The sequence below is a fragment of the Agromyces sp. H66 genome (assembly GCF_004959775.1).
In the GTDB taxonomy this organism is placed as follows: Bacteria; Actinomycetota; Actinomycetes; order Actinomycetales; family Microbacteriaceae; genus Agromyces.
Genome location: NZ_SJZG01000001.1, coordinates 277,824 through 302,739 on the forward strand (window position 1 = coordinate 277,824; position 24,916 = coordinate 302,739).

Sequence of the window (24,916 nt, forward strand, 5' to 3'; positions counted from 1 at the left end):
CGGGCCCCGCGCCGCTCAGCCCGCCGGCCGCACCGCCACGGGCACCGGATCGAACCCGACGTCGACGCGCTCGCCGAACTCCAGCCGCTCGCGAGCCGGGTGCTGCATGCGGATGAGCGCGCCGTCCTCGGTGCGCAGCAGCGTGCGACGCATGCTGCCGAGGAACGTGCTCTCCTGCACGACGGCCGCGACCGGCCCGCCCACGTGCACGTTCTCGGGACGCACGAACACCTCGGCGGGCCCGTCGGGCACCTCGCCGATCAGTGGCATGGTCACGCCGAGCACGGATGCCTCCCCGCCCGCGACGACCGCCGGCAGCACGCTCGACAGGCCCACGAACTCGGCCACGTGTGCGGTGGCGGGTCGGAGGTAGAGTTCCTCGGGCGTGCCGACCTGGTCGATGCGGCCCGCCTGCATGACGGCGATCCGGTCGGAGACGGCGAGCGCCTCCTCCTGGTCGTGGGTCACGAAGAGCGTGGTGATGCCGAGGCGCAGCTGGATGCGCCGGATCTCGTCGCGCAGCTGCACGCGCACCTTCGCGTCGAGCGCCGACAGCGGCTCGTCGAGCAGCAGCACGCGCGGCTCGGTGACGAGGGCGCGCGCGAGGGCCACGCGCTGCTGCTGGCCGCCCGACAGCTCGTGCGGGTAGCGGTCGGCGAGGTGCGCGAGCCCCACGAGCGCGAGGGCGTCGCGCACCCGGTCGGATGCCTCCGTCTTCGGCACCTTGCGCATCCGCAGGCCGAAGGCCGTGTTCGCGGCGACGTCGAGGTGCGGGAACAGCGAGTACGCCTGGAATACCATGCCGAGGTCGCGGTGGTTGGTGGGTACCCGCGAGACATCCGTCCCCCCGATGCGCACCGTGCCGCCGTCGGCGCGCTCGAGCCCGGCGAGCACCCGCAGCGCCGTGGTCTTGCCGCAGCCCGACGGGCCGAGGAGCGAGACGAACTCGCCCGGCTCGATCACGAGGTCGACGCCGTGCAGCACGCGGGTGGCGCCGTAGTCCTTCACGACGCCCTCGAACGAGACGGCGGTGCCGTCGCCGCGCGCGGCGAGGATCGAGTTGTCGGCGGTGGCGAGCGTGGCGGAGTCGGCGGTCACGAGCGGCCTTCCTTCCTGGAGCGGTGAGCGGCGCGGCCGGGTGTTCGGCGGCCCGCGCGGCCGATGGCGACGAGCAGCACGAACGCGAAGGCGAGCGCGAGGAGCGAGAGGATCACGGACGCGTACGGGTCCTGCTTGCCCACGACGACGAGCGCGGTCTGCAGGTTCTGGCGGTTCAGGAGCGATGCGATCGTGAACTCCCCGAGCACCACCGCGACCGAGATGAGGGATGCCGCGATGAGCCCGGTTCGCAGGTTGGGGGCGAGCACGCGCAGCAGCACGGTCGGCCAGCTCGCGCCGAGCGAGCGCGCCGCCTCCGAGAGCGTGCGCACGTCGGTCGCATCCATCGACGCCTGGATCGACCGGTACGCGAACGGCAGCACGGTGATGCCGTACGCGAACGCGAGTGCCCAGACGCCCGTGCCGAACGTGCGCCCGATCACGAGGTAGATCGGGGCGAGGCCGACCACGAGCACGATCGCCGGGATCGTGATGGGCAGCAGCACCAGGAACTCGAAAGGGCGGCGGAGCCGCGGGAAGCGGAGCGCCACGAGCACCATGGTGGGTGCGAGCAGGAGCAGCACGATCGCGACGGTGACGAGCGCGAGCACCAGCGAGTTGCCGAGGCCGATCCAGATCGGCCGGTACTTCGCGGCGTTCGCCGGATCGACGAGGGCCGCCCAGTGCACGAGCGAGTGTCCGTCGACATCGCGCAGCGTGTACTCGGCCATCGAGACGATGGGGATGGCGAAGAGGCCCACGATCACGAGGCCGATGACCCAGCGGGTGAGCGGATGCGGAGCCAACCCCTGCCCGTTCATCGCTGCCACCTGGCCGCACGACGCTGCACGACCGAGTAGAGCCACATGGTCGCGGCCATGACGAGGATCATGCCGAGTGCGAGCGCACCCGCCAGGTTCTCGCGCCCGAGCATGGTCTCGCTCGTGAGCGCCGTGCGGATCTGGAGCGGCACGATCTGCGACCCCTGGCTCGCGAGCGCGGCCGCGGTGGCGTACGACGAGAACGCATTCGCGAACAGCAGCAGCAGGCTCGCGAAGAACGAGGGAGCGAGCACGGGCAGGCCGACGTGCAGCCAGAACCCCCGCCGGGTCCCGCCGAGCGTGAGGTTCGCCTCGGCCCACTGCGGCTTCAGCGCGCCCATCGCCGGCATGAACGTGATGATCATGAGCGGCACCTGGAAGTAGATGTAGGGCAGGATCAGCCCGGGCAGCCCGTAGATCCACGCGCCCTCGGCGAAGATGTCGATGCCGAACGTGTCGCGCAGCCACAGGGTGACGAGGCCCTGGAGTCCGATCGTGGCGATGAAGGCGAACGCGAGCATGACGCCGCCGAACTGGGCGAGCACGCCGCTCGCCGCGTCGACGAGGCTGCGCACCCGGCCGTGCTCGAGGCCGATGAGGGCGTAGCAGGCGAGCGCGCCGATCACGGCGCCGATCACGGCGGTGAGCGCCGAGAGCCACGCCGAGTTCGCGAAGGTCTGCAGGATGACGGGGTCGCCGAGCGCGGCGACGTTCGCGAGCGTGAACGAGCCGTCGTCGTCGAAGAACCCGCTCGCGACGGCCAGGAGCGTGGGCAGGGCGAGGAAGCACAGCACGTACGCGGCGAACGGCACGAGGCCGAGCGCCGCGGGAATGCCGGGGCGGCCGCCCGACCGCCGGGACGGGGTCGGGGCATCCGACTCCGTCCCGGCGGCGGCAGGCGCCGCCGGAGCGACGACGGTCATCAACCGACCGCCGCGGCCCACTTCTCGCCGAGCAGCGTGCCGGCGTTCGTGCTCTGCTCCTCGGTGGGAACGACCGTGTCGTCGGGCGCGGCCGGGAGGTTCGAGAAGAGTTCCTCGTCGATCGTGCCGGCCTCGGCCATGGCGTCGGCGCGCACCGGGCGCGCGCCGCCCTTCAGCCACAGGTTCTGCGCCTCGTCGCTGTAGAGGAACTCCTGCCACAGGCGAGCGGCGGCCGGGTGCGGGGCATCCTTGTTGATGGCCTGGTTGTAGTAGCCGGCGTAGCCGGTGCCGGGGAGGATGACGACCTCCCAGTCGGGGTTGGCCTCGCGGTGCCCCGCGTTGAGGTAGTCCCAGTCGAAGACGACGGGGGTCTCGCCCGAGGTGACGGTTGCGGTGGTGACGTCGACCTTCAGCAGGTTGCCGGCCGCGTTCAGGTCGGCGAAGAAGTCGATGCCGGCCTGGAAGTCGTCGAGCGTGCCGCCCGACTGCACCGTCGCGAGGCCCACCGCGGCGAACGCCGCGCCCGCCTGCGTCGGGTCGCCGTTGATCGCGACCGAGCCCTTGTAGTCGGCGCCGAGCAGGTCCTCGAGCGATTCGGGGGCCGGGAACTTCGACGAGTCGTAGCCGACCGACATGTACCCGCCGTAGTCGCCGACGAAGAGGCCGCTCGGCTCCTTCAGTGCGTCGGGGATCTCGTCCCACGTCGCCACCTGGTAGGGCGCGAAGCGGTCGGTGTTCTGCAGGGCGACCGTGAGGCCGAGGTCGAACACGTCGGGGGCGGTGTCGAGGCCCTCGTTCGTCTCGGCGGCCTGGATCTCCTCGGCGCTCGACGCGTCGGGCGAGGCCTCGTTGATGGTGATCTCGGGATACTTCTCGGCGAACAGGTCGAGGACCTCGCCGTAGTTCGCCCAGTCGCGCGGCAGCGCGATGACGTTGAGCTGGCCCTCCGCCTTCGCCGCCTCCTCGAGCGCCGCGAGGTCGCCGAAGTCGGCGAGGCTCGTCGCGGTCGCGGCGTCCGTGCCCCCTTCGCCTGCGTCGGCAGCGCCCGCGCACCCGGTGAGCCCGAGCGCGACGGCGGTCGACAGCCCGACCGCGGCGAGCGTGAATCGCTTCTTCAACACATGTCCTCCGTTTGGCGTCACCCGGCCGCCCGCGCTGTGGGGCGGGCGTTTCGAACCGGGGAGCCGGGGACACGTTAGGTCGGGCATTCGTCGGCATGGGGCCGGCGGGGTGAACCGCGGATGAACCGCCGTCGACCGTTCGGATTCCGCGCACGGAAAAGCGGGCGGTGGCCCATTCCTGGTCCACCGCCCGCCGGTGAGGAGGTCGGCCCATCCCCCGATAGGGCGATCATCGACTCACACTGTGATGCCTGAAGTTTCGGGCTCCATTGCACCGATATCATGCTCGCACCTCGCAAGGGGCGATTCCGGGTCTTTGGTCCTACGGATTCGAGATTCTCTCGAATCCCCCGTCGACGAGCGAGCGGATGCCGCGGACGGTCGCCGTGCTCGCGACGTCGGCGGCCTTCGCTCGCGGTGGCGGCCCGAACTCGGCCCGCCACCGCGAGGATGCGCCGCCGAGCTCAGCCGTGCACGCGGAGGTCGACCCACACGAGCCGGTGGTCGCTCGACGGGAACGGGAACACCCCGGTGAGCGCCGACAGCGGGTCGCCCAGCACGGGCCAGAACACCCCGGCGTCGGTGACCCGGAGGTCGCGCGAGGGCAGCACGTAGTCGGCACGGAGGTTGCCCGGCGCCGGGTTGTCGTTGAAGTCGGCCGTGTCGTACGCCGGGTCGCCCTCGTGCGCGAGGTTGGCTCCGCCCTGCAGCACGGATGCCTCGACGGCGCCCTCGGAGGTCGGCAGCGGGTCGGTGATGCGCGGGTGGTCGAGGAACTGCAGGATCGCGTCGGCGGTGGAGTCGCCGTCGAGCGGGTCGGCGTTCTGGTCGCCCAGGATCACGAACGATTCGCCGGGCTTCAGGCCGCCCGTCTCGCCGGCATCGTCGGAGATGTACCTGGAGGCCATACCGGGCGTGACGTAGTCGGCCCAGAACCGGATCTCGTCGTGGTTGCGCGTGCCGTTGCGGTCCTCGGCGCCGTCGAACGTCGGCGGGGTCGGGTGCGAGGCGAGCACGTGCACGGTGTGGCCGCCGACCTCGACGGGAACGTCCCAGTGCGACTTGCTCGAGAGCCGGAACACCTCGAGCTCCTCGGCCGAGTACCAGTCGGCCGGCTCGGGCGTCGCCGGGTCGTCGGGCAGCAGCGCGCCCGGCATGTCCTTCCAGAGGAAGTGCTGGAAGGTGCGCACGTCGTCGGTGGCGATCGGGTACTTGGAGAGCACCGCCATGCCGTACTGGCCTTCGAAGAGGCCGAAGCCGAAGGCGTCGTCGCCTCCGCCGATCACGCCGTTGTTGTTGAGGTCGAATCCGCTCGGCACGCCCGTGTTCGAGGGAGCGACGAAGGCGTAGGGGTACTCGGCCGGGTCGGCGCCGTTCTGCGAGACCTCGAGGTAGTTGTCGCGGAAGAGGTCGACGGCGACGCCGCCCTCGACGTAGTCGAACTCGTTGAGCAGCACGATGTCGGGGTTCGCGCGCTGGATGATCTCGGCGACCGTCTTGGCCTGCGCGTTCGTGCCTGTCGTGAGGTCGTCGACGAGCTGGCCGGGGGCGTTGCGGTTGAGCGAGAGGTTGTAGGTCGCGACGCGGAGGTCGACGGGAGCGTTCGCCCACTCGGGCGGTGATGCGGCGGCCGGGCCGGTGGCCAGGGTCGTGGCCGCGAGCGCCCCGAGGGCGGTGGCGGCGAGGGTTGCGGTCAGGCGACGTCGCGTGGACATGCGCACTCCTTCATCGGCGGTCATCGGCGGTGCTTGCGGATGCGTCCACGTTAGGCCCGTCGGGTGACGACCGGAAGAACCGGAGGTGACGGATGTCCCCGCACGGTACGGGCAGCGACGGCAGCCGGTCGGCCGTTCGCGGCGCGCAGGTATCGCTCGGCGAAGGTCCGCAGGATCTGGCGGAGCTCGGCGGGCGACTCGACGGTGAAGTCCATTCCGAGCATGCCGATGTACGCCGCGATCGTGTCGAGGCTGTCGGCACCGGTGACGAGCACCGATTCGTCCTCCGAGATCGACTCCACGACGCCCACGGTCGGGTTGATCCGCTCGAGCACGGCGTCGGCCGGAGCCGCGATGCGGAGCCTGGCATGCACGTTCCAGCCGCTCGCGGCGATCGAGCGCATCGCGAAGGCGGTGTAATCGCCGTCAGGGAGGGGTGTGGGGGAGAAGCGGCGGCGCGTCGGCATGCGCGGCTCGATCCAGTCGACTCGGAAGACGCCCCAGTCGCCCGTCGCGGGGTCGCGGCCGACGAGATACCAGCGACGCTGCCAGCTGAGCAGGCGGTACGGCTCCACGAGCCGCGGCGTGCCGCGGTCGTCGAAGCGGAACCACTCGACGTCGCGGATGGCGGCGGCGATCGCGGCGAGCACGGCCGGATCCACTTCGGGATCGGGGGCATCCGTTCCCGTGTTCTCGGGCGCCCGATCGACGACCGACGAGACCGCCGCCACCATGGGTCGCAGTCGCGACGGCAGCACCTGCTCGAGCTTCGTCAGGGCGCGGGCGCTCGACTCGGCGATCCCTGCGATCCCGGTCGCGGCACGCAGCCCGACGGCGACGGCCACCGCCTCCTCGTCGTCGAGGAGCAGGGGCGGCAGCTTGCCGCCGGCGCCGAGCCGGTAGCCGCCCGCGGCGCCCCGCGTCGCATCCACGGGGTAGTCGAGTTCGCGGAGGCGGTCGATGTCGTTGCGCACCGTCCGCGTCGACACGCCGAGGCGCGACGCGAGCTCGGTGCCGTTCCATTCGGGCCTGGTCTGGAGCAGCGAGAGGAGCGCGAGCAACCGCGCGGCGGTGTCGGACATGTCTCGACCTTCGTCGACTATTAGGAACGAAATGTGCCTATATGCACCGTACCGTCGGAGACATGAACACCACCACCTCCACCATCGACATCCGCCCCTTCCGCGTCGAGGTCTCGCAGGCCGAGCTCGACGACCTCATGGAGCGCCTCGCGCGCACCCGCCTCCCGCAGCCCGCTCCCGTCGACGACTGGGACGCCGGTACGCCCAACTCGTACCTGCGCGAGGCGATCGACGCGTGGCGCACCACGTTCGACTGGCGCGCAGAGGAAGCGCGCATCAACGCGTTCCCGCACTTCACGACCGAGATCGACGGCCAGGCGATCCACTTCATCCACGTACGCTCGCCGCACGCGGACGCGACGCCGCTCCTGCTCGCGCACACCTACCCCGGGTCATCCGTCGACTACCTCGACCTGATCGACGAGCTCGTGGACCCGGTCGCCCACGGCGGCCGCGCCGAGGACGCGTTCGATGTCGTGATCCCGGATGCCCCGGGCTACGGCTTCTCGAACCCCGTCGTCGAGTCGGGCTGGACCACGGCGCGCGTCGCCCGGGCCTACGACACGCTCATGCGCGGCCTCGGCTACGAGCGGTACGGCATCCACGGCTCCGACAACGGTGCCCTCGTCGCCCGCGAGCTGGGTCTCCTCAACCCCGAGGGGTTCCTCGGCCTGCACGTGCTGCAGCTCTTCTCGTTCCCGTCGGGCGACCCCGCGGAGTTCGAGCGCCTGGAGCCGCAGGACTACGCCGGCCTCGAGCACATGCAGTGGTTCCAGTCCGTGGGCGGCTACAACACGATGAACGCGAGCCGCCCGCAGACGATCGCGGCCGGACTCAGCGACTCGCCCGTGGGCCTGCTCGCCTACAGCGAGCTGTTCAACTCCTTCGGCAACGGCACCTCGCTCGTGCCGCTCGAGAAGATCCTCACCGAGGTCACGGTCAACTGGTTCGCGAACGCCGCGGCCGGGATGAGCCGCAGCTACCTCGAGAACGCGCGAGCGGATGCCGCGGGCGCCGAGCCGCGGGTGAACGCCGCGCGCACCGGGGTCGCCGTCTTCAAGGACGACTTCCAGACCATCCGCGTCTTCGCCGAGCGCGACAACTCGAACATCGTGCACTGGAGCCGGTTCGACGAGGGCGGCCACTTCGCGGCGCTCGAGGTGCCCTCGGTCGTCGTGGGCGACATCCGGGCGTTCTTCGCACCGGTGCGCGACTGAGCGTCACCCGGATGCCGCGGCCGCGGCAGATCGGTCGCCCCCTCGTCCGCTCAGGCCGGCGCGGGGGCGGTTGCCGCGTCCGGGGACGTTCCAGACCGGTCGCGCCACACCACGACCATGACGAGCACCACCACTGCCAGCGCCGCCGTCGTGGACGCGAGCAGCAGCCAGTCGACGGGCCCCGTGCCCCCGGCGAACGAGACGCCCACGACCACGGTCGAGCCGATGCAACCGAGCGACCGCGCGGTCTGGAACAGTCCGGCCGCCTCGCCGACCTGGTCGGGCGGCGCGGCGACGTAGAGCGACTGCGTGATCGAGATGAGTACCACCACGTAGGGGATGCCGATGGCGGCCGCCACGAGGAGCACGACCCACGGGGCGGTCGAGGCGGCGAGCAGCAGCAGTGCGAGGGTCGCCACCGCGAGCCCCGAGGTGCCGAGCACCAGGGTCGACCGGAGCCCGCGACGGTCGATCAGACGTTCCACCACCGGGGTGATGAACACGTTGAACGCCGCGAGCGGGATGAGCAGCGCGCCGACCGTCGCGGTGTGGAAGCCCGCGTGGTCCTCGAGGTACTGGGGAATGCCGAAGAGGGCGCTGTAGAACACGAGGGTCGCCAGGATGAACGTCACGTAGACCCGGATGAGCGGCAGGTTCGAGCCGAGCATCCGCAGGTCGACGAAGGGCTTCGCGCAGCGGAGCTCGCGCCAGGCGAACAGCGCGGCCCCGCCGACGGCCGCGGCGAGGAGCAGCCAGTTCGGGTCGCTCGTCAGGTCGAGCAGGAAGATGAGGAGCGCCACGACGGTGGCGCTGAACGCGAGGATGCCCGGGAGATCGGAATCGGCGATCGTCGTGCGGAGCGGCACGTGGTCGCGCGGCTCGTCGCGCGGCGCCAGCAGCAGCGCGGCGACGAACGCGATGGCGGCGAGCGGGATGTTGATCCAGAAGACCGCCTCCCAGCCCGCGAGCGCGAGCAGCGCGCCGCCGACCACCGGTCCGATCGCCGCGGTGCTCGTGTCGATGAGCTGGATGCGGGCGATGAGCTTCTTCGGGGAGCCGCCGGACACTGCCGAGATGGACCGGACCATGGCCGCGGCGGCCGGGAAGGCCGTGGCCGTGCCGACGGCGAGGAGGACCCGCACGGCGCAGAGCCACGCCAGCGACGGCGCGAACGGCCCGAGCGCGCCGGCGAGCATGATGACGATCATGCCGGTCGTGAAGACGCGCCGCGGACCGTACCGATCGGCGAAGCGGCCCATGAGCGGCTGCAGCACGGCGGACGTGAGGTAGAAGACCGAGATCACCCAGGTCACGGTGGCGACGTCCACCGCGAACTCGCGTCGCAGGGTGCTGAGCGACACCGCGATCATGCCGGAGTTCAGCGCGCTCAGGACCGTGCCGGTGCAGAGCGCCGCGATCGTCCAGTTCTCCCGGGCTCGGGATGCCCGCGCGGCCGCGGGGCCCTCCTGCCGCGGCATCCGGTGCCTCCCCTCGCGAGGTTCGCGGTGACGGGCGTCTCGGAGCGAGCATCGCGCCGACGACCCGAGGTGTCAAGCGTCGTCGGTCGGAGGCACGCCGTCGCTCAGCCCTGCCGGCGCGCCTCGCTCAGCTCATCTGCGATGAGCTGCCGGATGTCGATCGGCTGCGTGATCGGAAGATCGATCGCCCTCTGATCGAGCTGCGATGAACCGTCTGGGAGATCCATGATCTCCTCCTCTCATTCGTCGGCTCGTGCCGGACGAGGTGATGCGGGGGTGGGTGGCTGTGCCGAAGCCCGATGTGCTTCGTCGACGTCGAGGCTGCAGTGCACCGCGCCGCCGTCCGATGCGGCGGCCGGCTCGAGTTCCCCCGATCGAGCCGGCGACCCACCGGGATGCAAGGATCCTTCACGTTCCTGCATCGAACCCCAAGATCGCAGTCCGAGCCCGCCGCCATCGGGCCATAGGTCCCTTCGGCATGATCGTGCACCCACCGATCGGCGGCTCTCGTCAAGTCCGCCGAAGAGGGGACTGGCGGTGCCGACTCGTTTCAGGCGAGGATCGATCCGAAATCGAGGACGGTGGCATTGCACCGCCGCCGTCCTCGTCCAATGCTTCCGGACCCGACCGGCTACTTCTTGCGGTGCGTGGCGTCGGTGACGTCGTTGCCCGCGCGGTTCGCGACCTTCGCCTTCTTGTCGGCGCGCTTCTCCTTGAGCGACTTCGCAGCGGGGGTCTTGCCGGACGACTTCTTCGGTGACTTATCTGACACGGTGACGTCCTCTGATCGGGAGCCCGGACGGCCCCGTGGTGGCAACCCTAGTGCCGCCCGCCGTGAATCGATCGGGTCGCCCCGTTGCGAGTGGACTTCGCGCTCCCGGCCACCGGCGATATCGTCGAGGCATCCGCAATCCACCGCTGCGGCCGTCGAGTGCCTCCCGCGCCGTCGGTCGGACGGATGCCCCGGCCCGCCGCCGGAGAAGGAATCGCCTCCGAGATGACCGTGACCTCGCCGAAGTCCGCTCGCGCCGCCGAATGGTGGAGGGCGAAGCGCAAGCAGGTGCTCTGGACCACCGTCATCGCGGTCGTGGTGGTCGTGCTCGGCGTGCTCGTGGCGCGCTGGCTGCGCGGGATGCCCGCGGTGGCGGACTTCGTCGAGGCGTATCCCGGCATCGTGCCGCCGCCCGAGGGCACCCCGGTCGGGATCCCGGCGTGGCTCGGCTGGCAGCACTTCCTCAACTCGCTCTTCCTGCTGCTCCTCGTGCGCACGGGCTACCAGCTCCACTCGAAGAAGCGTCCGCCCGGGTTCTGGACGCGCGACAACACGCGGTGGCCGCGCACGAAGCGGGCGCCGCGGCGCATGGGCATCCACCTCTGGTTCCACCTCTGGCTCGACGTGCTGTGGATCGCCAACGGCGTGGTGTACGTCGTCGTGCTGTTCGCCACCGGCCAGTGGCTGCGCCTCGTGCCGACCGACTGGGCCGTGATGCCGAACGCCCTGTCGGCCGCGCTGCAGTACGCCTCGCTCGACTGGCCGACCGAGGACTCCTGGGTCGTGTACAACTCGCTGCAACAGCTCACGTACTTCGCGATCGTGTTCGTCGCCGCCCCGCTCGCAATCCTCTCGGGGCTGCGGCTCTCGTCGGTGTGGCCGCTGGAGGGGCCGCTCGTCCGCGTCATCCCCGAGAAGCTCGCCCGCGCGGTGCACTATCCCGTGATGCTGGTGTTCCTCGTCTTCACGTTCGTGCACGTGGTGCTCGTGTTCACGACCGGGATGCTCCGAAAGCTCAACCAGATGTACGCGTCCCGCGACGCCGACGACTGGGTGGGCTTCGCCGTGTTCGCGGCATCCGTCGTGGTCATGGCCGTCGTCTGGGTGCTCGCGAAGCCGCCGCTCCTCAAGCGCATCGCCGCGACATCCGGACGCGTGCAGGGCTGACGTCGGCGCGAAGGCGCGCTAGCGTGCGAGGGTGACCGTGCCGCCCATCCCGCTCATCGACGACGACGAGCTCGACGACCTCGAGCGCGAGTTCGTCGCGCGGGTGCGCGGACGGGTGCTCGAGATCGGTGCGGGCGACGGCGAGAACTTCGGCGCCTTCGATCCCGGGGTGGAGTGGGTCGGCCTCGAACCCCACGCGCCGCGCCGCGCCGAACTCGCGACCCGCGCCCGGGAGTGGCGGCACGCCGCCGAGCCGCTCGACGCGGTCGCGGAGTCGATTCCGCTGCCGGATGCCTCGGTCGACGCGGTCGTGGGAACGTACGTGCTCTGCTCCGTCACCGATCCGTCCGCTGCGCTCGCCGAGATCCGGCGCGTGCTCGTGCCCGGCGGCCGCGTGGTCTTCGTCGATCACGTCCTGGCCCCGCCGCGCTCGCTGAAGCGGGCGGTGCAGCGGGTCGCGACCCCCTTCTCGAAGCGGTTCTGCCACGGCTGCCACTGGGACCGCGACACCGAGGCGGCCCTCGTCGCGGCGGGCTTCGTGGGCACCGACGTGCGGCGGCTGCGGGTGCGGTCCATGCCGTTCGGTCCCGTGCCGATGCTGCTCTTCGACGGACGCGCCCCGAGCGCCTGACCGTCAGGGCCGGACGGCGGGCGGCGTCGGGCCCGGGGTGGTGACGGCGGCGCCGGCGCTCGCGGCCGCCGCGGCCGCGTCCAGCGCCGACCGCGCGAGCAGCGTCGACCCGGCCACCGCGGCCGGCATCGCGAACACCGCGCCGAAGGGGATCATGAAGCACAGTTGGGTCGCGACGCCGAAGCCGAGCAGCTGGGCCCGGTGCCCGCGCAGGATCGCGCGGCGGGCGGAACCGGCGATGCCCCGCGCCTCGAACGCCCGGGAGCTCAGCTCCATCGCGAGCAGCCGACCCGACAGGATCACGCCGAGGGTGGGAGCGAGCACGGCGCCGACGACGGGCACGAAGCCCGAGAGGGCCACCGCGATCGCGGCGACCAGCCCGAGGCCGATGAGCTTCAGCGAGTCGCGCACCGATCGCCAGAAGCCGAGGCCGTGATCGGGCACCGAGCCGCCGACCTCGAGTTCGACCGCGTGCCAGATCCGCTCGTAGAACGGGTCGCCCACCGCGAGCGTGAGCGCCGTGAAGGTGACCGCGGCCAGCACGATGGCCGCAGCGAACAGGATCGCGCCCACGGCGGCGCGGAGGATGCCCGGCCACGGGTCGTCCCACCCGTCGGCGAACGGCGTGAGCCAGTCGGTCAGGGTCGGCATGCCGAACCCGAGGGCCACGAGGGCGCCGACGATGACGGCGAACACGATCGCCGCCGGGATGAGGCCGAGCAGCATGATGCCCGGCCGCCTCGCCCAGAAGCCGAAGCCGCGCAGCAGCATGCCGACGCCGGTGAAGAACCGGCCCAGCACCCCGGCCACGCGTGTCACCCGCCCAGCCTAGAGTGGGCAGCGCGGCGGAGGATCGGGCTTGACGACGGGAGACCGGACATGGTGGACGCGCGCGACGTGAGACTCGAGAATGGCCGGGTGCTGCGGGCCTACGACACGGGGACGCACTCCGGGCCGGGGGCCGCGTCGAGCCTCACGCTCGTCTGGCACCACGGGTCGCCGCAGACCGGCGCCCCGCTCGAGCCGGTGCTCGCCGCGGCGGCGGCTCGCGGCATCCGTCTCATCTCCTATGCCCGCCCGAGCTACGGTGGCTCCTCGCCGCGGCCGGGACGTGATGTGGCGTCCGCGGCGGCGGATGTCGCGGCGGTCGCCGACGCCTTCGGGGTCGAGCGGTTCGCCGCCATGGGCGCCTCGGGCGGCGCGCCCCATGCGCTGGCGGGTGCGGCGCTCGAGCCGCGCCGGGTGACGGCGGTCGTCTCGATCGCGGGCATCGCGCCGTACACCGAGGCGTTCGACTGGTTCGCCGGCATGCGTTCGCCGGGTGCGCTCCGCGCAGCGCTCGACGGACGCGAGGCCCGTGCGCGTTTCGCCGAGACGGACGAGTTCGACCCCGAGCAGTTCCTCCCGGCCGACTACGCCGCGCTCGAGGGGGAGTGGGCATCGCTCGGCGCCGACGTCGGCCGTTCCGACGCGTTCGGCCCCGACGGCCTCATCGACGACGACGTCGCCTTCGCCTCGCCGTGGGGCTTCGAGCTCGAGCAGGTCGCCGCGCCCGTGCTGCTCGTACAGGGCGAGGGCGACCGGGTCGTGCCACGCACGCACGCGGCGTGGATGCTGAGCCGGCTGCCGAACGCGCAGCTCTGGATGCGCCTCGACGACGGGCACGTCTCGGTGCTCGGCACGGTGCCCGACGCGATGGACTGGTTGCTCGAACGGGCACGGTGACGGGTCGGCCTCCTCGAGGGCCGTTCGGTCGCGGAGCTCAGGCGAGCGAGTCGAGGGCGGTCACGAGATCCCGGTGCAGGTCGTCGACGTGCTCGAGCCCGACCGAGAGGCGCACGAGGCCCTCGGGGATCGTCGGCGCCTCCGCGGGCCACCGGCGACGACGCTCGAACGTCGACTCGACCCCGCCGAGGCTCGTGGCGTGCACCCACAGCGATGTGCGCTCGACGAGGGCGTCGGCGGGGTCGGCGCCCCCGCGCACGACGATCGACACGATGGCGCCGAACCCCGGGTAGCGCACCTCCTCGAGCGCCGGGTGGCCGGTGAGGCGGCGCACGAGCTCCTGCGCGTTCGACTGCGCACGCTCGAGGCGCACGGGCAGCGTGCGCAGGCCCCGCAGGGCCAGGAACACCTCGAGCGGGCCGGGGATCGCCCCGAACAGCGAGCGGTGCCGCACGATGGCGGCGGCCAGGTCGTCGGATGCCGCGATCACGGCGCCCATGACCACGTCGCTGTGACCCGAGATGTACTTGGTGGCCGAGTGCACGACCAGGTCGGCGCCGTGCCCGAGCGGACGTTGCAGCAGCGGTGTCGCGAAGGTGTTGTCCACCGCCACGAGAGCACCGTGCTCGTGTGCGCCGCGCGTGATCGCGGGCAGGTCGGCGACCTCGAGCGCGGGGTTCGTGGGCGACTCGAACCACAGCATCGCGGCACCCGCGCAGGCGTCCGTCACCGCCGCCGCCGTGTCGGTGATGTCGACGAACACCGCGCGAAGGCGGCCCTTCGACTCGAGCTCCCCGAGCAGTCCCACGGTGCCCGTGTACGAGTGGCGCGGCGCCACGACGGTGCCGCCGGGCTCCACCAGGTCGATGACGGCGGCGATGGCGGCGATCCCCGAGGCGAAGGCGACGCACCGCCCACCTTCGAGCGCGCCGAGGGCGTGCTCGAAGGCGGTCCACGAGGGGTTGCCGTACCGCCCGTACTCGAGGTCGCCGCCCGCGCCGTAGGTCGAGGTGAGGTGCACGGGCACGTTCATCGGCGCGTCCACGCCATGCGGCGGGCGGCCTGCGGTGATGGCCAACGTCTCGGGGTGCAGCACGTCGGTTCCTGTCGTGTTCGCGTCGTGCACGTCGTACCTCCGTCGAGTCGAGGGTGAGCGGATGTCGCGGCCGCGGCGGCGCGCCATCGCCAGCGTATCGCCGGCGGTCGTCCGACTCAGTCCGCGCGAGCGTCGTCGCCCCCGACGCGTGCACCCGCACCGTCCCGGAAGTATCGCTCGGCTGCGGCATCCTGCGGGGAGAACAGCTCGACCCGGAGCTCGTCGAGCGTGACCTCGCTGACCAGATCGAAGCGGGCCACCATGGCGATGGTGCGCACCACGGCGTCGTCGATGCGGAACCAGGGACACACGGCCGCGGCGGCCGGTCGCGCGCCCGAGAGGCCGGGGATCCCGGTGACGGCGAGCTCGGCCTCGGCGAGGAGCGCCGCGAGCTCGCCGTCGAACGGAGCGCGGTCGCTCTCGTGGCGCAGCCGGTCGAGGGTGGCACCCGCGACGTCGGGCCGGTTGACGATCGAGGTCCTGGCCGTGGTGCCGAGCACGAAGCGCCGCACCACGTTGCTGCCGACCGCATCCGCGCCGAACAGCCGAACGGCGCCGTCGTTGGCCGAGACGACGTTCCAGTGCGAGTCCACGAGCAGGGCGGGATACGGCTCGTGTGCGCGCATCAGGCGCTGCGCCAGGCGCGGAGGCGCTCGCCGAAGGCGCTCGACGCGGTGGCCGTCTCGGACATGGCCGAAGTCTCGCACGCCGGGGGCGTGGTTTCCATTCCCTGATCGGGAATCGATTCGGCTCCTTCCGGACCGTGGCGTCGTTGCCCATGAACGCCAGCCTGCCGGCGCATCGCGCCCGCCTCTCAACCCTCGCCGTCGACCGCGGCCGCATCGCCTACCTCCACCTCGGCCCGCGCGACGGCCAGCCGGTCGTGCTCGTGCACGGCATGCCGACCTCCTCGTATCTCTACCGACGCATCGCCGATCGGCTCGCCGACGCCGGGCTTCGCGTGATCGTTCCCGACCTGCTCGGGTTCGGCGCGAGCGACAAGCCGCGCGATACGGCGGCCCACACGGCCGAGGCCCAGTCCCACCGCATCACGGCGCTCCTCGACCACCCTGGGCGTCGAGCGGGCGACCTTCGTGGCGCTCGACCCGACCTCGGCGGTCCCTGGGTGTTCGAGATCGCCGACCGGGAACCGCAACGCGTCGCAGCGCTCGTCGTGCTCAACACCTCGGCCTACGCCGAACTCATGACGCCGCCGCGCGAGGCGCTGCTCGTGGACGGACCAATCGGCGCACCGCTCGCACGACTCATGGGTTCGCGGCTGGGGCGGCGGATGATCGCGGACTTTCTCGGCAGGTTCACGCACGCCGGTCGAGGATTGGCCCCCGAGGTGGTCGAGGCGCAGTGGACACCCCTGCACGAGGGCAGTTGGCGGGCGTTCCGCGCCTTCGCGGCCGGGCTCGATGCCGCGATGGCGGAGTTCTCCCGGTACGCCGCCGCGCTGCGTCGACTCGAGGTTCCGGCAACCGTGATCTGGGGCGGCGAGGACTCCGTGCTCGACGCGGCGCGCCTGGTGCCGGCGTTCGTCGCGGACCTCGGCGTCGACCCGGCCGACGTGCATGTGCTCGACGCCGCGAGCCACTTCCTGCAGGAGGATCGGCCCGACGACCTCGCGGCGATCATCGCCGCGTTCGTGCGGCGCTGACGGCCCTGCCGGCGCTGACGGCCCTGCCGGCGCTGATGACCCCGCCGGCGCTGATGACCCTGCCGGCGCTGATGGCGCTGCCGGCTCGGTGGCGCGGCCGGCGCTGATGGCGCTGCGGGCTCGGCCGGCTCGCGGCATCCGTCGTCGATCTCGGCTCACCCGGTGGGGAGGACGGATGGCCTCGTCGGCTAGCCTCGAGGTATGAGCCGTACCGTCTGGACCGTCATCGGCGTGATCGCCGCCGTGCTCATCGCGTGGTTCATCGTCGATGTGGTCTTCAGCGTGCTGTGGTTCATCGTCAAGCTCGCGATCGTCGCGGTGGTCGCCGTCGTGGTGTTCTTCGTGCTGCGCGCACTCTTCCGCTCGTCGGATTGAGATCGATCGAACCTGCATTTGGAAGTTCGGCCATCGAGTTTCCCACAGGACTCGAATACATGTTCGAGTTCCGGTAGGATCGGGACATGCCCAATCGGAGTTCGAATGGCTGGTCAGCCAAGAGTTCCGAGCGCTTCGACCTGCCGTCCGGTGAGGTCCGTTCGCCGTATGCGATGGCGCAAGACGGTCTGGCCGAGCTGATCGACGCGGCCGTGCAGGCGCAACGGGTCGAGGCGATGAACGCGGCGATGCGGGTCGACCTGATCTTCCTCGCCGTGAGCTATGCGCTGCGCAGCGAGGAGGCGTTCGTGGCGCCGACGCTGTCGCCGCAGCGTCGGCACGAGCTCGCTCGGCGCAGCGTGACCGCCGAGCTCGCGACGGCGCTGCGAGTGCCCGAACGCACGATGGAACGCCAGATCGCCGAGGCGTGGGCGCTGTCCACGGGCCTGCCGGCCACGCTCGGCGCGATGCGCGAGGGCTTCATCAGTGCCCGGCATGCGGCGGTGATCGTCGAGGAGACCGCCGACCTCGGCGGTGAGCCGGCACTGCGCACCCGGCTCGACGAGCGACTCGCCGTCGTCGCCGCGAGCACGACGGCGGCAACGCTGCGCCGCCGGGCCCGGGCCCTGCGGGAGGAACTCCTGTCCGAGTCGATCGCCGAGCGGCACCGCGCGGCACGCGCGGAACGCCGCGTGGAGCTCGAGCCCGCCCCTGAGGGCATGGCCTGGCTGCACGCCCTGCTGCCCGCGGCCGACGCGATGTCGATCAAGGATCGGCTCGATCGCGTCGCCCGCGCCGTCGGCGGCGGCGGAGGCCGCTCCGACCCGAGGCTCGTCGACCAGGTGCGGGCCGACGCGGCGCGCGACCTGCTGCTCCACGGCAGGTTGCCGGCCGACTCCGAGTTCGCCGAGGCGGCCGCGACGGTCCGTCCGACGGTACACGTGACCGTGCCGGTGATGACGCTCCTCGGTGCGTCCGCGGAGCCGGCAACGCTCGGCGGGTACGGGCCGATCGACGCAGACACCGCTCGCCGGCTCGCTGCGCACGCGCCGTCGTTCATCCGGCTGCTCACCCATCCGGTCTCCGGCACGGTGCTCGATGTCGACCGAACCAGCTACCGACCGCCGGCGGACCTGAAGCGGTGGCTCGAGGTTCGCGACGAAACGTGCCGATTCCCCGGCTGCAACCGTCGTGCGGTCCGATGCGACGTCGACCACACCGACGATTGGGACCACGGCGGCTGCACCGCGTTCGACAACCTCGCGCACCTGTGTCCGCTCCACCACCACCTCAAACACGAGACCTCCTGGTCGGTGCGGCACCTGGCCGGGGGCGTGCTCGAGTGGACGTCGCCGGCCGGCCGCCGCCACATCACCCACCCACGACGCCGCATCCCGAGCGGTGCCGACACCACCGGGCCGCCGGAGCGGCGAGAGCCAGAGCATCGGCTGCGACATGCGACGACGGCTGACGAGTCGCCACCGTTCTGAGCGGTGATCGACCGATACGTTCACGACCCTCGCCGTTCGGGGCTGCGCTCGCGAGCGCTGCGGGGCCGTGGGGGCCGAGTGACCGCGAGCGCCGAGTGGCGTTATCACTGCGCCCGAGACGAGGATGGTGCCCATGGCGAACGAGACCGGCGAGCTCGTCCTGAGCATGCAGGAGCTCCGTGAGGTCGCACGGTACGCCGCCGAGAGCGCACAGGGAGTCCTCGGGATCTTCGAACGCGAACACCCGGCCGACTCCCGTCCTCGCGCCGCGATCGACGCCGCATGGGCCTTCGCTCGAGGCGGGGAACGCGGCAAGACACTACGCGACACCGCCTGGGCTGCGCTCAAGGCGGCCCGTGTTGCGGGCACCACGGCCGCAGGCGACGCCGCACGGGCAGCGATGGCCGCGGCGGGCGCCGCGTACCTGCATCCGCTGGCCGACGCACACCAGGTGAAGCACATCCTGGGGGCCGCGGCCCACGCCGCGCGAGCGGCCGAACTGATGGCGGGCGGTGACCACGCCGTCGGCGCCGATCACCTCGAGCAGGCGCGCCGGCGCGCGACGCCGATCATCATCGACGTGCTCGGGCGCTACCCCACAGCGCCGCCCGGTGGAGGGCGCGTCGGTCAACTGCTTCGGGAACTGGACGACGCCCTTCGCGCCGCGACCTGATGCCGCGGTCGACGTGCTGCTCAGCGCGATCGCCGCACCCGCCCCCACGGCTTGAACACCGAGAGCGTCATCGCGACGATCACGACCGTCGACGACACGACGGGAGGGAACACGAGCGTTGCGCCGACCACGGGCGTATCGCCCGACTCGAGTGCCGCACGCCCGGCCTCCCCGATCGCGGTCATGCCGGGCCAGAGCACGAGCACCACGAGCGTGACGAGTACCAGGTTGATGGCGAGCTTCGCGAGCACCCACCAGTAGCGCACGAGTCCGTACTTGCTGCCGAGTCCGAGCAGCACCCCCGAGACGAGCGTCACGACGCCCACGATCACGAGCGGCCACGTCGCCACCGCGGCGAGGCTCGCGGCGGCGGCGGCGGCAGCGGTCGGGTCGGCGCCGAGCGCCGTCAGCACGAGGATGCCGAGCACCAGGTCGAGCCCGAGCCAGACGCCCGCCGCAGCGAGATGCACGAGCAGGACGAGCTTGCGCACCCGGGCCGGAAGGTGCAGCCGGATGACGCGGGCATCGGCCGGTGCGCGGCCGGCCGCGATCGTGGGGGTGGTCGTGGTGACGTTCATGACGTCCACGATGCCGACGGCGCGTGGCGGCGGCATCCGCTCGTCGGAGTCATCCCGGATACGTCCGCCGGCGTACCCGTGGAGCCGTGCGCACACGGTTCAATGGAGGCATGCGACTCGTCGTGCTCACCGGTGCCGGGATCTCCGCCGAGAGCGGCGTGCCCACCTTCCGCGACGCGGGCGGGCTCTGGGAGGGGCACCGCGTCGAGGACGTGGCGACGCCCGAGGCGTTCGAGCGCGACCCCGACACCGTGCACCGCTTCTACGACTCGCGCCGCCACGCCGTCGCGCAGGTCGAGCCGAATCCCGCGCACGACGCGCTCGCCCGCCTCGAGCGCGAGCTCGGCGACGACCTGCTCGTGGTCACCCAGAACGTCGACGACCTGCACGAGCGCGCCGGGTCGCGCCGGGTGCTGCACATGCACGGCGACCTGCTCACGGCGCGCTGCACGGCGTGCGAGTCGCGCTCGCCGATCGTCGCCGACCTCATCGGGCGGCCCTCGTGCCCGGAATGCGGCGAGCGGATGCTCCGCCCCGACGTCGTGTGGTTCGGCGAGATGCCGTACCGTCTCGACGAGATCGACGAGGCGCTCCTCGCGTGCGACGTGTTCGCCGCGATCGGCACCTCGGGCGCGGTCTACCCGGCCGCCGGCTTCGTGATGACGGCGGCCGAGTTCGGCGCCCGAACGATCGAGCTGAATCTCGCCGCGAGCGAGATCACGCCGCTGTTCGAGGAGGTGCGGCACGGGCCCGCGAGCGTCGTGGTGCCGACGTGGGTCGACGAGGTGCTCGCGGCTCGCGACTGAGCGCGGGCCTCGGGGCGTGCGCGGCCCCCGGGGCCTGCGCGTGCCCCGGGCCCCATCCCTGTCTTACGGCTCGACGTCGACCCCGCCATTGCGGAGCGCGCCACGCAACCCGTGGAGATCCGTGTAGTGATGCGTCGGCATGCCGAGCGCCGCCGCTCCCACGAGCTTCGCGGGGGAGTCGTCGGTGAAGAACACGTGCCGTCCGGTCACGCCGAGGGCGTCGAGCACGTGCCGGAACGCCCGCTCGTCCGGCTTCGCGTATCCGATCGTCGCCGAGTTGAAGATGTCGTCGAAGTGGGCGTGGAGGCCGAGTGCCTTCGCCTCGGCGGGAATGGTGTCGGTGCCGTTGGTGAGGATCGCCGTCATGAGTCCCATCGCGCGGAGCTCATCTGCGAGCGCGAGAACGCCGAGGTCCGCACGAAAGGGTTGGCGACCCCACTCCTCGGCAGCGTCGCGATTGCCGACGAGGTCGCCGACCTGCGCGATCCAATCCCGGCGGGTCATGCGTCCCGTGGTGACCATCTCGATCATCGGGCTGCTGAACGCGAAGCCCTCGATCGTGCCCGGCGCGATGCCGTGCCGGACCTCGATGGCGGCGACGTTCCGCTGGTCGAAATGACGCACGACCCCGTCGAGGTCGAAGAGGACGGCACGGATCACTCCTCGACTCTACCGAGCACGCGCTCGAGGACCTTCCGGGAGCCGGTTCCACGGACCCCACCGTGCGGTCGCGGGACCCTAACGGATCGGCGGCGCGCCCGCGAGGGGGCGCACGACCGGCCCGAAGATTCGTAGTGTGGCGGCATGCGGATGCCACGACGACGCGAGAAGCCCTCCGCCGAGCGGCCGGGCGCATCACGATCACCGTCCGGCGAGGTCGGCGACGCGCCACGGAGTTCCAACCTCGGCTCGATCTGGAACGACCGCCTCGGCCGCTGGGCCATCCGGAGCCTCCAGGTGCTCATCGTCGTGGCGCTCGCCGCGCTCGCGATCTGGGCGCTCGTGCAGGTCAAGGTGCTCCTCATCGCCGTCCTCGTCGCGCTCATCCTCGCCGCGGCGGCGGCGCCGCTGGTCGGATGGCTCCGGCGGCACCGGGTCTCGCCCATGCTCGCCGCGTGGATCACGCTGCTCGGCGGCATCCTCGTGCTCGGCGGCATCATCACCGCCATCGTGTTCGCCGTGCGAAGCCAATGGGCGGACCTCGCGGACTCGGCCGCGCAGGGCTTCGAGGATCTGCTCGATTGGATTCAGACGCTGCCGATCCCGATCGACCAGCAGCAGATCGATGACGCGCGCGACGCGATCGTCGACTTCGTGACGAGCGCCGAGTTCAGCCAGGGCGCACTCCTGGGCGTCTCGCGGGCGACCGAGTTCATCACCGGGCTGCTGCTCATGGTCGTCGTGCTCTTCTTCTTCCTCAAGGACGGCGACCGCATCTGGGCGTTCTTCATGCGACCGCTCGACGGGGTGCGCCTCGAGCGCGGGCGCCGCATCGGCGTCACGGGCGTCAAGGTGCTGGGCGGCTATGTCCGGGGCACCGCGATCGTGGCGTTCGTCGACGCGTTCTTCATCGGTCTGGGCCTCGCGATCCTCCAGGTGCCGCTCGCATTGCCGCTGGCGGTGATCGTGTTCCTCACGGCGTTCATCCCGCTCGTCGGAGCCACCGTCGCGGGCATCCTCGCTGCACTCGTCGCGCTGGTCGCGAACGGACCGATCGTCGCCCTCATCGTCGTCGCGATCGTCATCCTGGTGAACCAGCTCGAGGGCGACCTCCTGCAGCCGGTCGTGATGGCGCAGTCGCTCAAGCTGCATCCGCTCGTCATACTGATCGCCCTGACCGCGGGCACCATCCTCGGCGGCATCGCGGGCGCCGTGCTGGCGGTGCCGCTCACCGCGGTCGGCTGGGCGATCGTCAAGGTCTGGGACGCGCCCGACCCCTCTCTCGACGAACGCAGGACGTACCATCTCAGGCGGCGTCGGCGCCCCGACGCCGGCGCGTCGCCCGCGCGCGGATGATGCGCAGGTAGCGGAACGGCGGCAGCTCACGCGGCCAGTGCTTCACGAACGTGTGCACCGCCATCGCGACGTACCGCCGGAGCTTCGCCGCGTCGCGGAACGGACGCGAGGAGACCCCGACCGACAGGTGCCGGTCGCGGATCACGCGCGTGCCCGGCGGCAGGTGCACGCTGAGGTCGAGGTCGTCGTGCACCCGCTGGTCGCCGCGACAGAACCGCGTCCGGGCCACGCTCCAGACGTGTCGGCGGACGAGCATCGACGATCCCCACAGCGGGCGATGGCCGAGCCCGATGCCCGCAGCCAGCGTGTATCCGCCGAGGTAGGCGGCGACGCCGAGCCGCGACACGCGGCGCGGGGCGTTCGGCATCCATGCCCAGCCCGTGACCGCCTCGACCGCGGGATCGGCGAACCGTTCCCGCGCGGCGTGCACCCACCGCGGCGGCAGCACCGAGTCGGCATCGATGCGCGCGAGCACCTCGGCGGATGCCGCGTCGAAGCCGGTCGCCGTCGCCGCCGGGATGCCGACCACGGGCTCCGCCACGATGCGGAACCGGAAGCGCGCGGCGAGCTCGCCCAGGTCGCCGTTCTCGCCGTTGTCGACGATGATGAGCTCGTCGGGCGGCACCGATTGCGCCTCGATCGAACGGAGGCATCGTGCGAGGTAGCCGCGGTCGTTCCGCACCGGGATGACGATCGCGACGGTGGGCCAGCCGGCGCTCGGCGCACGGATGGACGCCGCCGGCGTGCGTGCACGGTCGTCGTCGTTCGCGCGATCGTCCCCACCGCCTGCGCTGCTCACGTCGCCCACGCTAGGGCGGGGTCGCCGCTGCGGGCCAGGGGTTGCGCGGCGTGCGCGGGCGGTGCGCGTCGGCGGTGCGCGCGGCGGTGCGTCACATCTCGAGGACGACCTTGGCGCCCGCGAGCCCCCGGTCGACGCGCTCGTGCGCCGCGCGGGCGTCGGCGAACGGCACGAGCTCGACGGACGGCGCCCGGAGCTCGCCGCTCGCGACGCGATCGAGTTCGCCGGCGAGGAGCGATCGCGCGCGGGCCGGGCGGGTCGCGACGAAGGCGGGCACCGACACCAGTCGCTCACGCGGTCGAGCGGCTGCCCGCGACAACGTCGCGAGGCTCCCCGTGACGGTGTCACGTCGTTCCCGGCCGGGTCGGCCGACGAACGACAGGCGCACCACGGTGCCGCCGGATGCCACGGCCGCACGCACCCCGTTCGAGCCGGTGTGGTCGACGGCCGCGGCGATGCCCCCCGTCGTCGCTGTTCGCACGCGTGCCACCAGCTCGGGGTCGCGGTAGTCGAGCCAGGTGGCGCCGAGCGCCTCGACGGTGCGGCGATTGGCCGCCGATGCCGTGCCGAGGACCGGATGGCCCGCCGCGACGGCCCGCTGCGTGATGAGGGAGCCGACCGCCCCGCTCGCGCCCTGCACGAGGAGGCGATCACCGGGGCGGAGGCGTGCGAGTCGGAGGGCGAGTTCCGCGGAGAGGGCGTCGAGGGGGAGTGCGGCTGCGATCTCGGACGGCAGGGCGTCGGGCACGGGCACGAGCAGTCGTGGCGGCACGAGGATCGACGTGGCATGCGAACCCATGCGCGGCAGGCACGCCGCGACCCGGGTGCCGACGGCGAGCCCGCGGGCCGCGGCATCCGACGTCGTCGTCTCGAGCACTCCGACGAAGTCGTAGCCGGGCGTGAAGCCGGGGAAGGGCTGCAGCAGGTAGCGGCCGCGACGGGCGAGCACGTCGGTCGATCCGACCGAGGCGTGCGTCACCCGGACGCGCACGCGGCCCCGGCCCGCCACCCGGGCGGAGGCGGGCACGAGGTCGATCACCTCGGGCCCGCCGAATCGGTTCACGAGGATGCGTTCCATGGGCTGCTCGATTCTGTGACATGTCACGTAATTGATGTCGTCTAAGATACATGACATGTCACAGGCTGCAAGCCCCTCGTCCGCCGCGATCGAATTCGCCTACGAGGTGAAGGCGCTCGTGCCGGCGCTCAACGCCGCCCTGGCGGAGGCGTTCCACCCGATCGGGCTGTCGTGCGTGCAGGCGGACGCGCTCATGGCGCTCGAGGAGCGCCAGCCTGTGACGCTGAGCGGGCTCGCGCAACATCTCGTGGCGGAGTCGGGGCATCCGAGCCGGCTGGTCTCGCGATTGGAGGCCATGGGGCTCGTGCGCCGCGAGAGCTCGCCGCACGATGGTCGAGCGTCGCTCCTCACCCTCACCGACGACGGAGCGGCGAAGGCCGCCGCCGCGCGTCGGGCGCGGGAGCCGCTCGCGAGCGGCCTGGCCGCACGGCACGGCGAGGCGCTCCGGCGCATCACCGCCGAGCTGCGGCAGCTTCGCGAAGAGCTGGACGGGTCGCGCGAGGCGCGACCCCCGGTCAGCGCGGCGCCTTGATCAGGGACCAGAGTGCAGCCAGTCCCAGTACGCCGACGACGACGGCGGTCACGCCGAGGA

General features: G+C 71.9%; 27 protein-coding genes. 11 read left to right on the plus strand and 16 right to left on the minus strand.

Annotation, left to right across the window (positions count from 1 at the left end; translation table 11 throughout):
• Positions 1-15: 15 nt before the first annotated feature.
• The 6 genes from EZM51_RS01395 to EZM51_RS01420 all read right to left on the minus strand — a co-directional run bounded on the left by EZM51_RS01395 (position 16) and on the right by EZM51_RS01420 (position 6,760).
• The gene (locus EZM51_RS01395) at positions 16-1,098 is read right to left on the minus strand and encodes an ABC transporter ATP-binding protein (protein ID WP_136706320.1); all 1,083 of its coding nucleotides are present in this window, start codon (positions 1,096-1,098) and stop codon (positions 16-18) included.
• Positions 1,095-1,919, minus strand: coding sequence for an ABC transporter permease subunit (locus EZM51_RS01400; RefSeq protein ID WP_136706322.1), 825 nt, complete (start codon positions 1,917-1,919; stop codon positions 1,095-1,097). Before EZM51_RS01400 ends, EZM51_RS01395 begins: the two co-directional genes overlap by 4 nt.
• The gene (locus tag EZM51_RS01405; protein WP_211195781.1) at positions 1,916-2,842 is read right to left on the minus strand and encodes an ABC transporter permease subunit; all 927 of its coding nucleotides are present in this window, start codon (positions 2,840-2,842) and stop codon (positions 1,916-1,918) included. Before EZM51_RS01405 ends, EZM51_RS01400 begins: the two co-directional genes overlap by 4 nt.
• On the minus strand, positions 2,842-3,963 hold the full coding sequence (locus EZM51_RS01410) for an extracellular solute-binding protein (RefSeq protein ID WP_248305403.1): 1,122 nt from the start codon (positions 3,961-3,963) through the stop codon (positions 2,842-2,844). Before EZM51_RS01410 ends, EZM51_RS01405 begins: the two co-directional genes overlap by 1 nt.
• Positions 3,964-4,427: 464 nt before the next feature.
• The gene (locus tag EZM51_RS01415) at positions 4,428-5,678 is read right to left on the minus strand and encodes an endonuclease/exonuclease/phosphatase family protein (RefSeq protein ID WP_136706327.1); all 1,251 of its coding nucleotides are present in this window, start codon (positions 5,676-5,678) and stop codon (positions 4,428-4,430) included.
• A gap of 50 nt (positions 5,679-5,728) precedes the next feature.
• Positions 5,729-6,760 carry a WYL domain-containing protein gene (locus EZM51_RS01420; protein ID WP_136706329.1) on the minus strand — a complete coding sequence of 344 codons (1,032 nt, stop codon included), beginning with the start codon at positions 6,758-6,760 and terminating at the stop codon, positions 5,729-5,731.
• Between the two features lie 62 nt (positions 6,761-6,822).
• On the opposite strand from EZM51_RS01420, the gene EZM51_RS01425 reads away from it, so the two are divergent.
• Positions 6,823-7,977 carry an epoxide hydrolase gene (locus EZM51_RS01425; RefSeq protein WP_136706331.1) on the plus strand — a complete coding sequence of 385 codons (1,155 nt, stop codon included), beginning with the start codon at positions 6,823-6,825 and terminating at the stop codon, positions 7,975-7,977.
• Positions 7,978-8,027: 50 nt separating this feature from the next.
• On the opposite strand, the gene EZM51_RS01430 is transcribed toward EZM51_RS01425, so the two are convergent.
• The 3 genes from EZM51_RS01430 to EZM51_RS20415 form a co-directional block, all read right to left on the minus strand.
• The gene (locus EZM51_RS01430) at positions 8,028-9,455 is read right to left on the minus strand and encodes an MFS transporter (RefSeq protein WP_136706333.1); all 1,428 of its coding nucleotides are present in this window, start codon (positions 9,453-9,455) and stop codon (positions 8,028-8,030) included.
• Positions 9,456-9,559: 104 nt separating this feature from the next.
• Positions 9,560-9,682, minus strand: a complete 123-nt coding sequence (locus tag EZM51_RS21190) for a hypothetical protein (RefSeq protein ID WP_282568121.1) — start codon at positions 9,680-9,682, stop codon at positions 9,560-9,562.
• Positions 9,683-10,086: 404 nt separating this feature from the next.
• Positions 10,087-10,227: a hypothetical protein gene (locus tag EZM51_RS20415; protein WP_169053741.1), complete on the minus strand. Its 141-nt coding sequence runs from the start codon at positions 10,225-10,227 to the stop codon at positions 10,087-10,089.
• 225 nt (positions 10,228-10,452) lie between these two features.
• Here EZM51_RS20415 and EZM51_RS01435 point away from each other — a divergent pair, with 225 nt between their 5' ends.
• Complete coding sequence (locus EZM51_RS01435) at positions 10,453-11,394, plus strand: cytochrome b/b6 domain-containing protein (protein WP_136706335.1); 942 nt, start codon at positions 10,453-10,455, stop codon at positions 11,392-11,394.
• A 31-nt stretch (positions 11,395-11,425) separates the two neighbouring features.
• The gene (locus EZM51_RS01440) at positions 11,426-12,025 is read left to right on the plus strand and encodes a class I SAM-dependent methyltransferase (RefSeq protein ID WP_136706337.1); all 600 of its coding nucleotides are present in this window, start codon (positions 11,426-11,428) and stop codon (positions 12,023-12,025) included.
• Between the two features lie 3 nt (positions 12,026-12,028).
• Here the strand turns inward: EZM51_RS01440 and EZM51_RS01445 are convergent, their stop codons facing one another.
• Positions 12,029-12,844, minus strand: coding sequence for an EI24 domain-containing protein (locus EZM51_RS01445; protein WP_248305404.1), 816 nt, complete (start codon positions 12,842-12,844; stop codon positions 12,029-12,031).
• A gap of 78 nt (positions 12,845-12,922) precedes the next feature.
• On the opposite strand from EZM51_RS01445, the gene EZM51_RS01450 reads away from it, so the two are divergent.
• The gene (locus EZM51_RS01450) at positions 12,923-13,750 is read left to right on the plus strand and encodes an alpha/beta hydrolase (protein WP_248305405.1); all 828 of its coding nucleotides are present in this window, start codon (positions 12,923-12,925) and stop codon (positions 13,748-13,750) included.
• Positions 13,751-13,787: 37 nt separating this feature from the next.
• Here the strand turns inward: EZM51_RS01450 and EZM51_RS01455 are convergent, their stop codons facing one another.
• Both EZM51_RS01455 and EZM51_RS01460 read right to left on the minus strand, forming a co-directional pair.
• The gene (locus tag EZM51_RS01455; protein WP_248305406.1) at positions 13,788-14,876 is read right to left on the minus strand and encodes a PLP-dependent aspartate aminotransferase family protein; all 1,089 of its coding nucleotides are present in this window, start codon (positions 14,874-14,876) and stop codon (positions 13,788-13,790) included.
• Between the two features lie 86 nt (positions 14,877-14,962).
• Positions 14,963-15,472 (minus strand): hypothetical protein, encoded by a 510-nt coding sequence (locus tag EZM51_RS01460; protein WP_136706342.1) that lies wholly within the window; start codon positions 15,470-15,472, stop codon positions 14,963-14,965.
• Between the two features lie 152 nt (positions 15,473-15,624).
• Between EZM51_RS01460 and EZM51_RS01465 the strand changes: the two genes are divergently transcribed.
• From EZM51_RS01465 to EZM51_RS01475, 4 genes are all read left to right on the plus strand, one after another.
• Positions 15,625-16,509: an alpha/beta fold hydrolase gene (locus tag EZM51_RS01465; RefSeq protein WP_136706344.1), complete on the plus strand. Its 885-nt coding sequence runs from the start codon at positions 15,625-15,627 to the stop codon at positions 16,507-16,509.
• 201 nt (positions 16,510-16,710) lie between these two features.
• Positions 16,711-16,884 carry a hypothetical protein gene (locus EZM51_RS20420; protein WP_169053742.1) on the plus strand — a complete coding sequence of 58 codons (174 nt, stop codon included), beginning with the start codon at positions 16,711-16,713 and terminating at the stop codon, positions 16,882-16,884.
• 86 nt (positions 16,885-16,970) lie between these two features.
• Positions 16,971-18,374, plus strand: a complete 1,404-nt coding sequence (locus EZM51_RS01470; RefSeq protein ID WP_136706346.1) for an HNH endonuclease signature motif containing protein — start codon at positions 16,971-16,973, stop codon at positions 18,372-18,374.
• Positions 18,375-18,507: 133 nt separating this feature from the next.
• Positions 18,508-19,047: a putative immunity protein gene (locus EZM51_RS01475; RefSeq protein ID WP_136706348.1), complete on the plus strand. Its 540-nt coding sequence runs from the start codon at positions 18,508-18,510 to the stop codon at positions 19,045-19,047.
• A 20-nt stretch (positions 19,048-19,067) separates the two neighbouring features.
• Here EZM51_RS01475 and EZM51_RS01480 read toward each other — a convergent pair whose 3' ends face one another.
• A complete protein-coding gene (locus tag EZM51_RS01480; RefSeq protein ID WP_211195782.1) occupies positions 19,068-19,721 on the minus strand; it encodes a hypothetical protein in 654 nt (217 codons plus the stop codon).
• A gap of 14 nt (positions 19,722-19,735) precedes the next feature.
• Between EZM51_RS01480 and EZM51_RS01485 the strand changes: the two genes are divergently transcribed.
• Positions 19,736-20,431, plus strand: coding sequence for an NAD-dependent deacylase (locus EZM51_RS01485; protein WP_136706350.1), 696 nt, complete (start codon positions 19,736-19,738; stop codon positions 20,429-20,431).
• Positions 20,432-20,494: 63 nt separating this feature from the next.
• Here EZM51_RS01485 and EZM51_RS01490 read toward each other — a convergent pair whose 3' ends face one another.
• On the minus strand, positions 20,495-21,091 hold the full coding sequence (locus EZM51_RS01490) for an HAD family phosphatase (protein ID WP_136706352.1): 597 nt from the start codon (positions 21,089-21,091) through the stop codon (positions 20,495-20,497).
• A gap of 144 nt (positions 21,092-21,235) precedes the next feature.
• On the opposite strand from EZM51_RS01490, the gene EZM51_RS01495 reads away from it, so the two are divergent.
• Complete coding sequence (locus tag EZM51_RS01495; protein WP_136706354.1) at positions 21,236-22,447, plus strand: AI-2E family transporter; 1,212 nt, start codon at positions 21,236-21,238, stop codon at positions 22,445-22,447.
• Here the strand turns inward: EZM51_RS01495 and EZM51_RS01500 are convergent.
• Positions 22,398-23,246 carry a glycosyltransferase family 2 protein gene (locus EZM51_RS01500; RefSeq protein WP_169053743.1) on the minus strand — a complete coding sequence of 283 codons (849 nt, stop codon included), beginning with the start codon at positions 23,244-23,246 and terminating at the stop codon, positions 22,398-22,400. The genes EZM51_RS01495 and EZM51_RS01500 overlap by 50 nt on opposite strands.
• Before the next feature lie 91 nt (positions 23,247-23,337).
• A complete protein-coding gene (locus tag EZM51_RS01505) occupies positions 23,338-24,324 on the minus strand; it encodes a zinc-binding dehydrogenase (RefSeq protein WP_169053744.1) in 987 nt (328 codons plus the stop codon).
• 55 nt (positions 24,325-24,379) lie between these two features.
• On the opposite strand from EZM51_RS01505, the gene EZM51_RS01510 reads away from it, so the two are divergent.
• Positions 24,380-24,856, plus strand: a complete 477-nt coding sequence (locus EZM51_RS01510; RefSeq protein WP_136706358.1) for a MarR family transcriptional regulator — start codon at positions 24,380-24,382, stop codon at positions 24,854-24,856.
• The last annotated feature ends 60 nt before the right edge of the window (positions 24,857-24,916 follow it).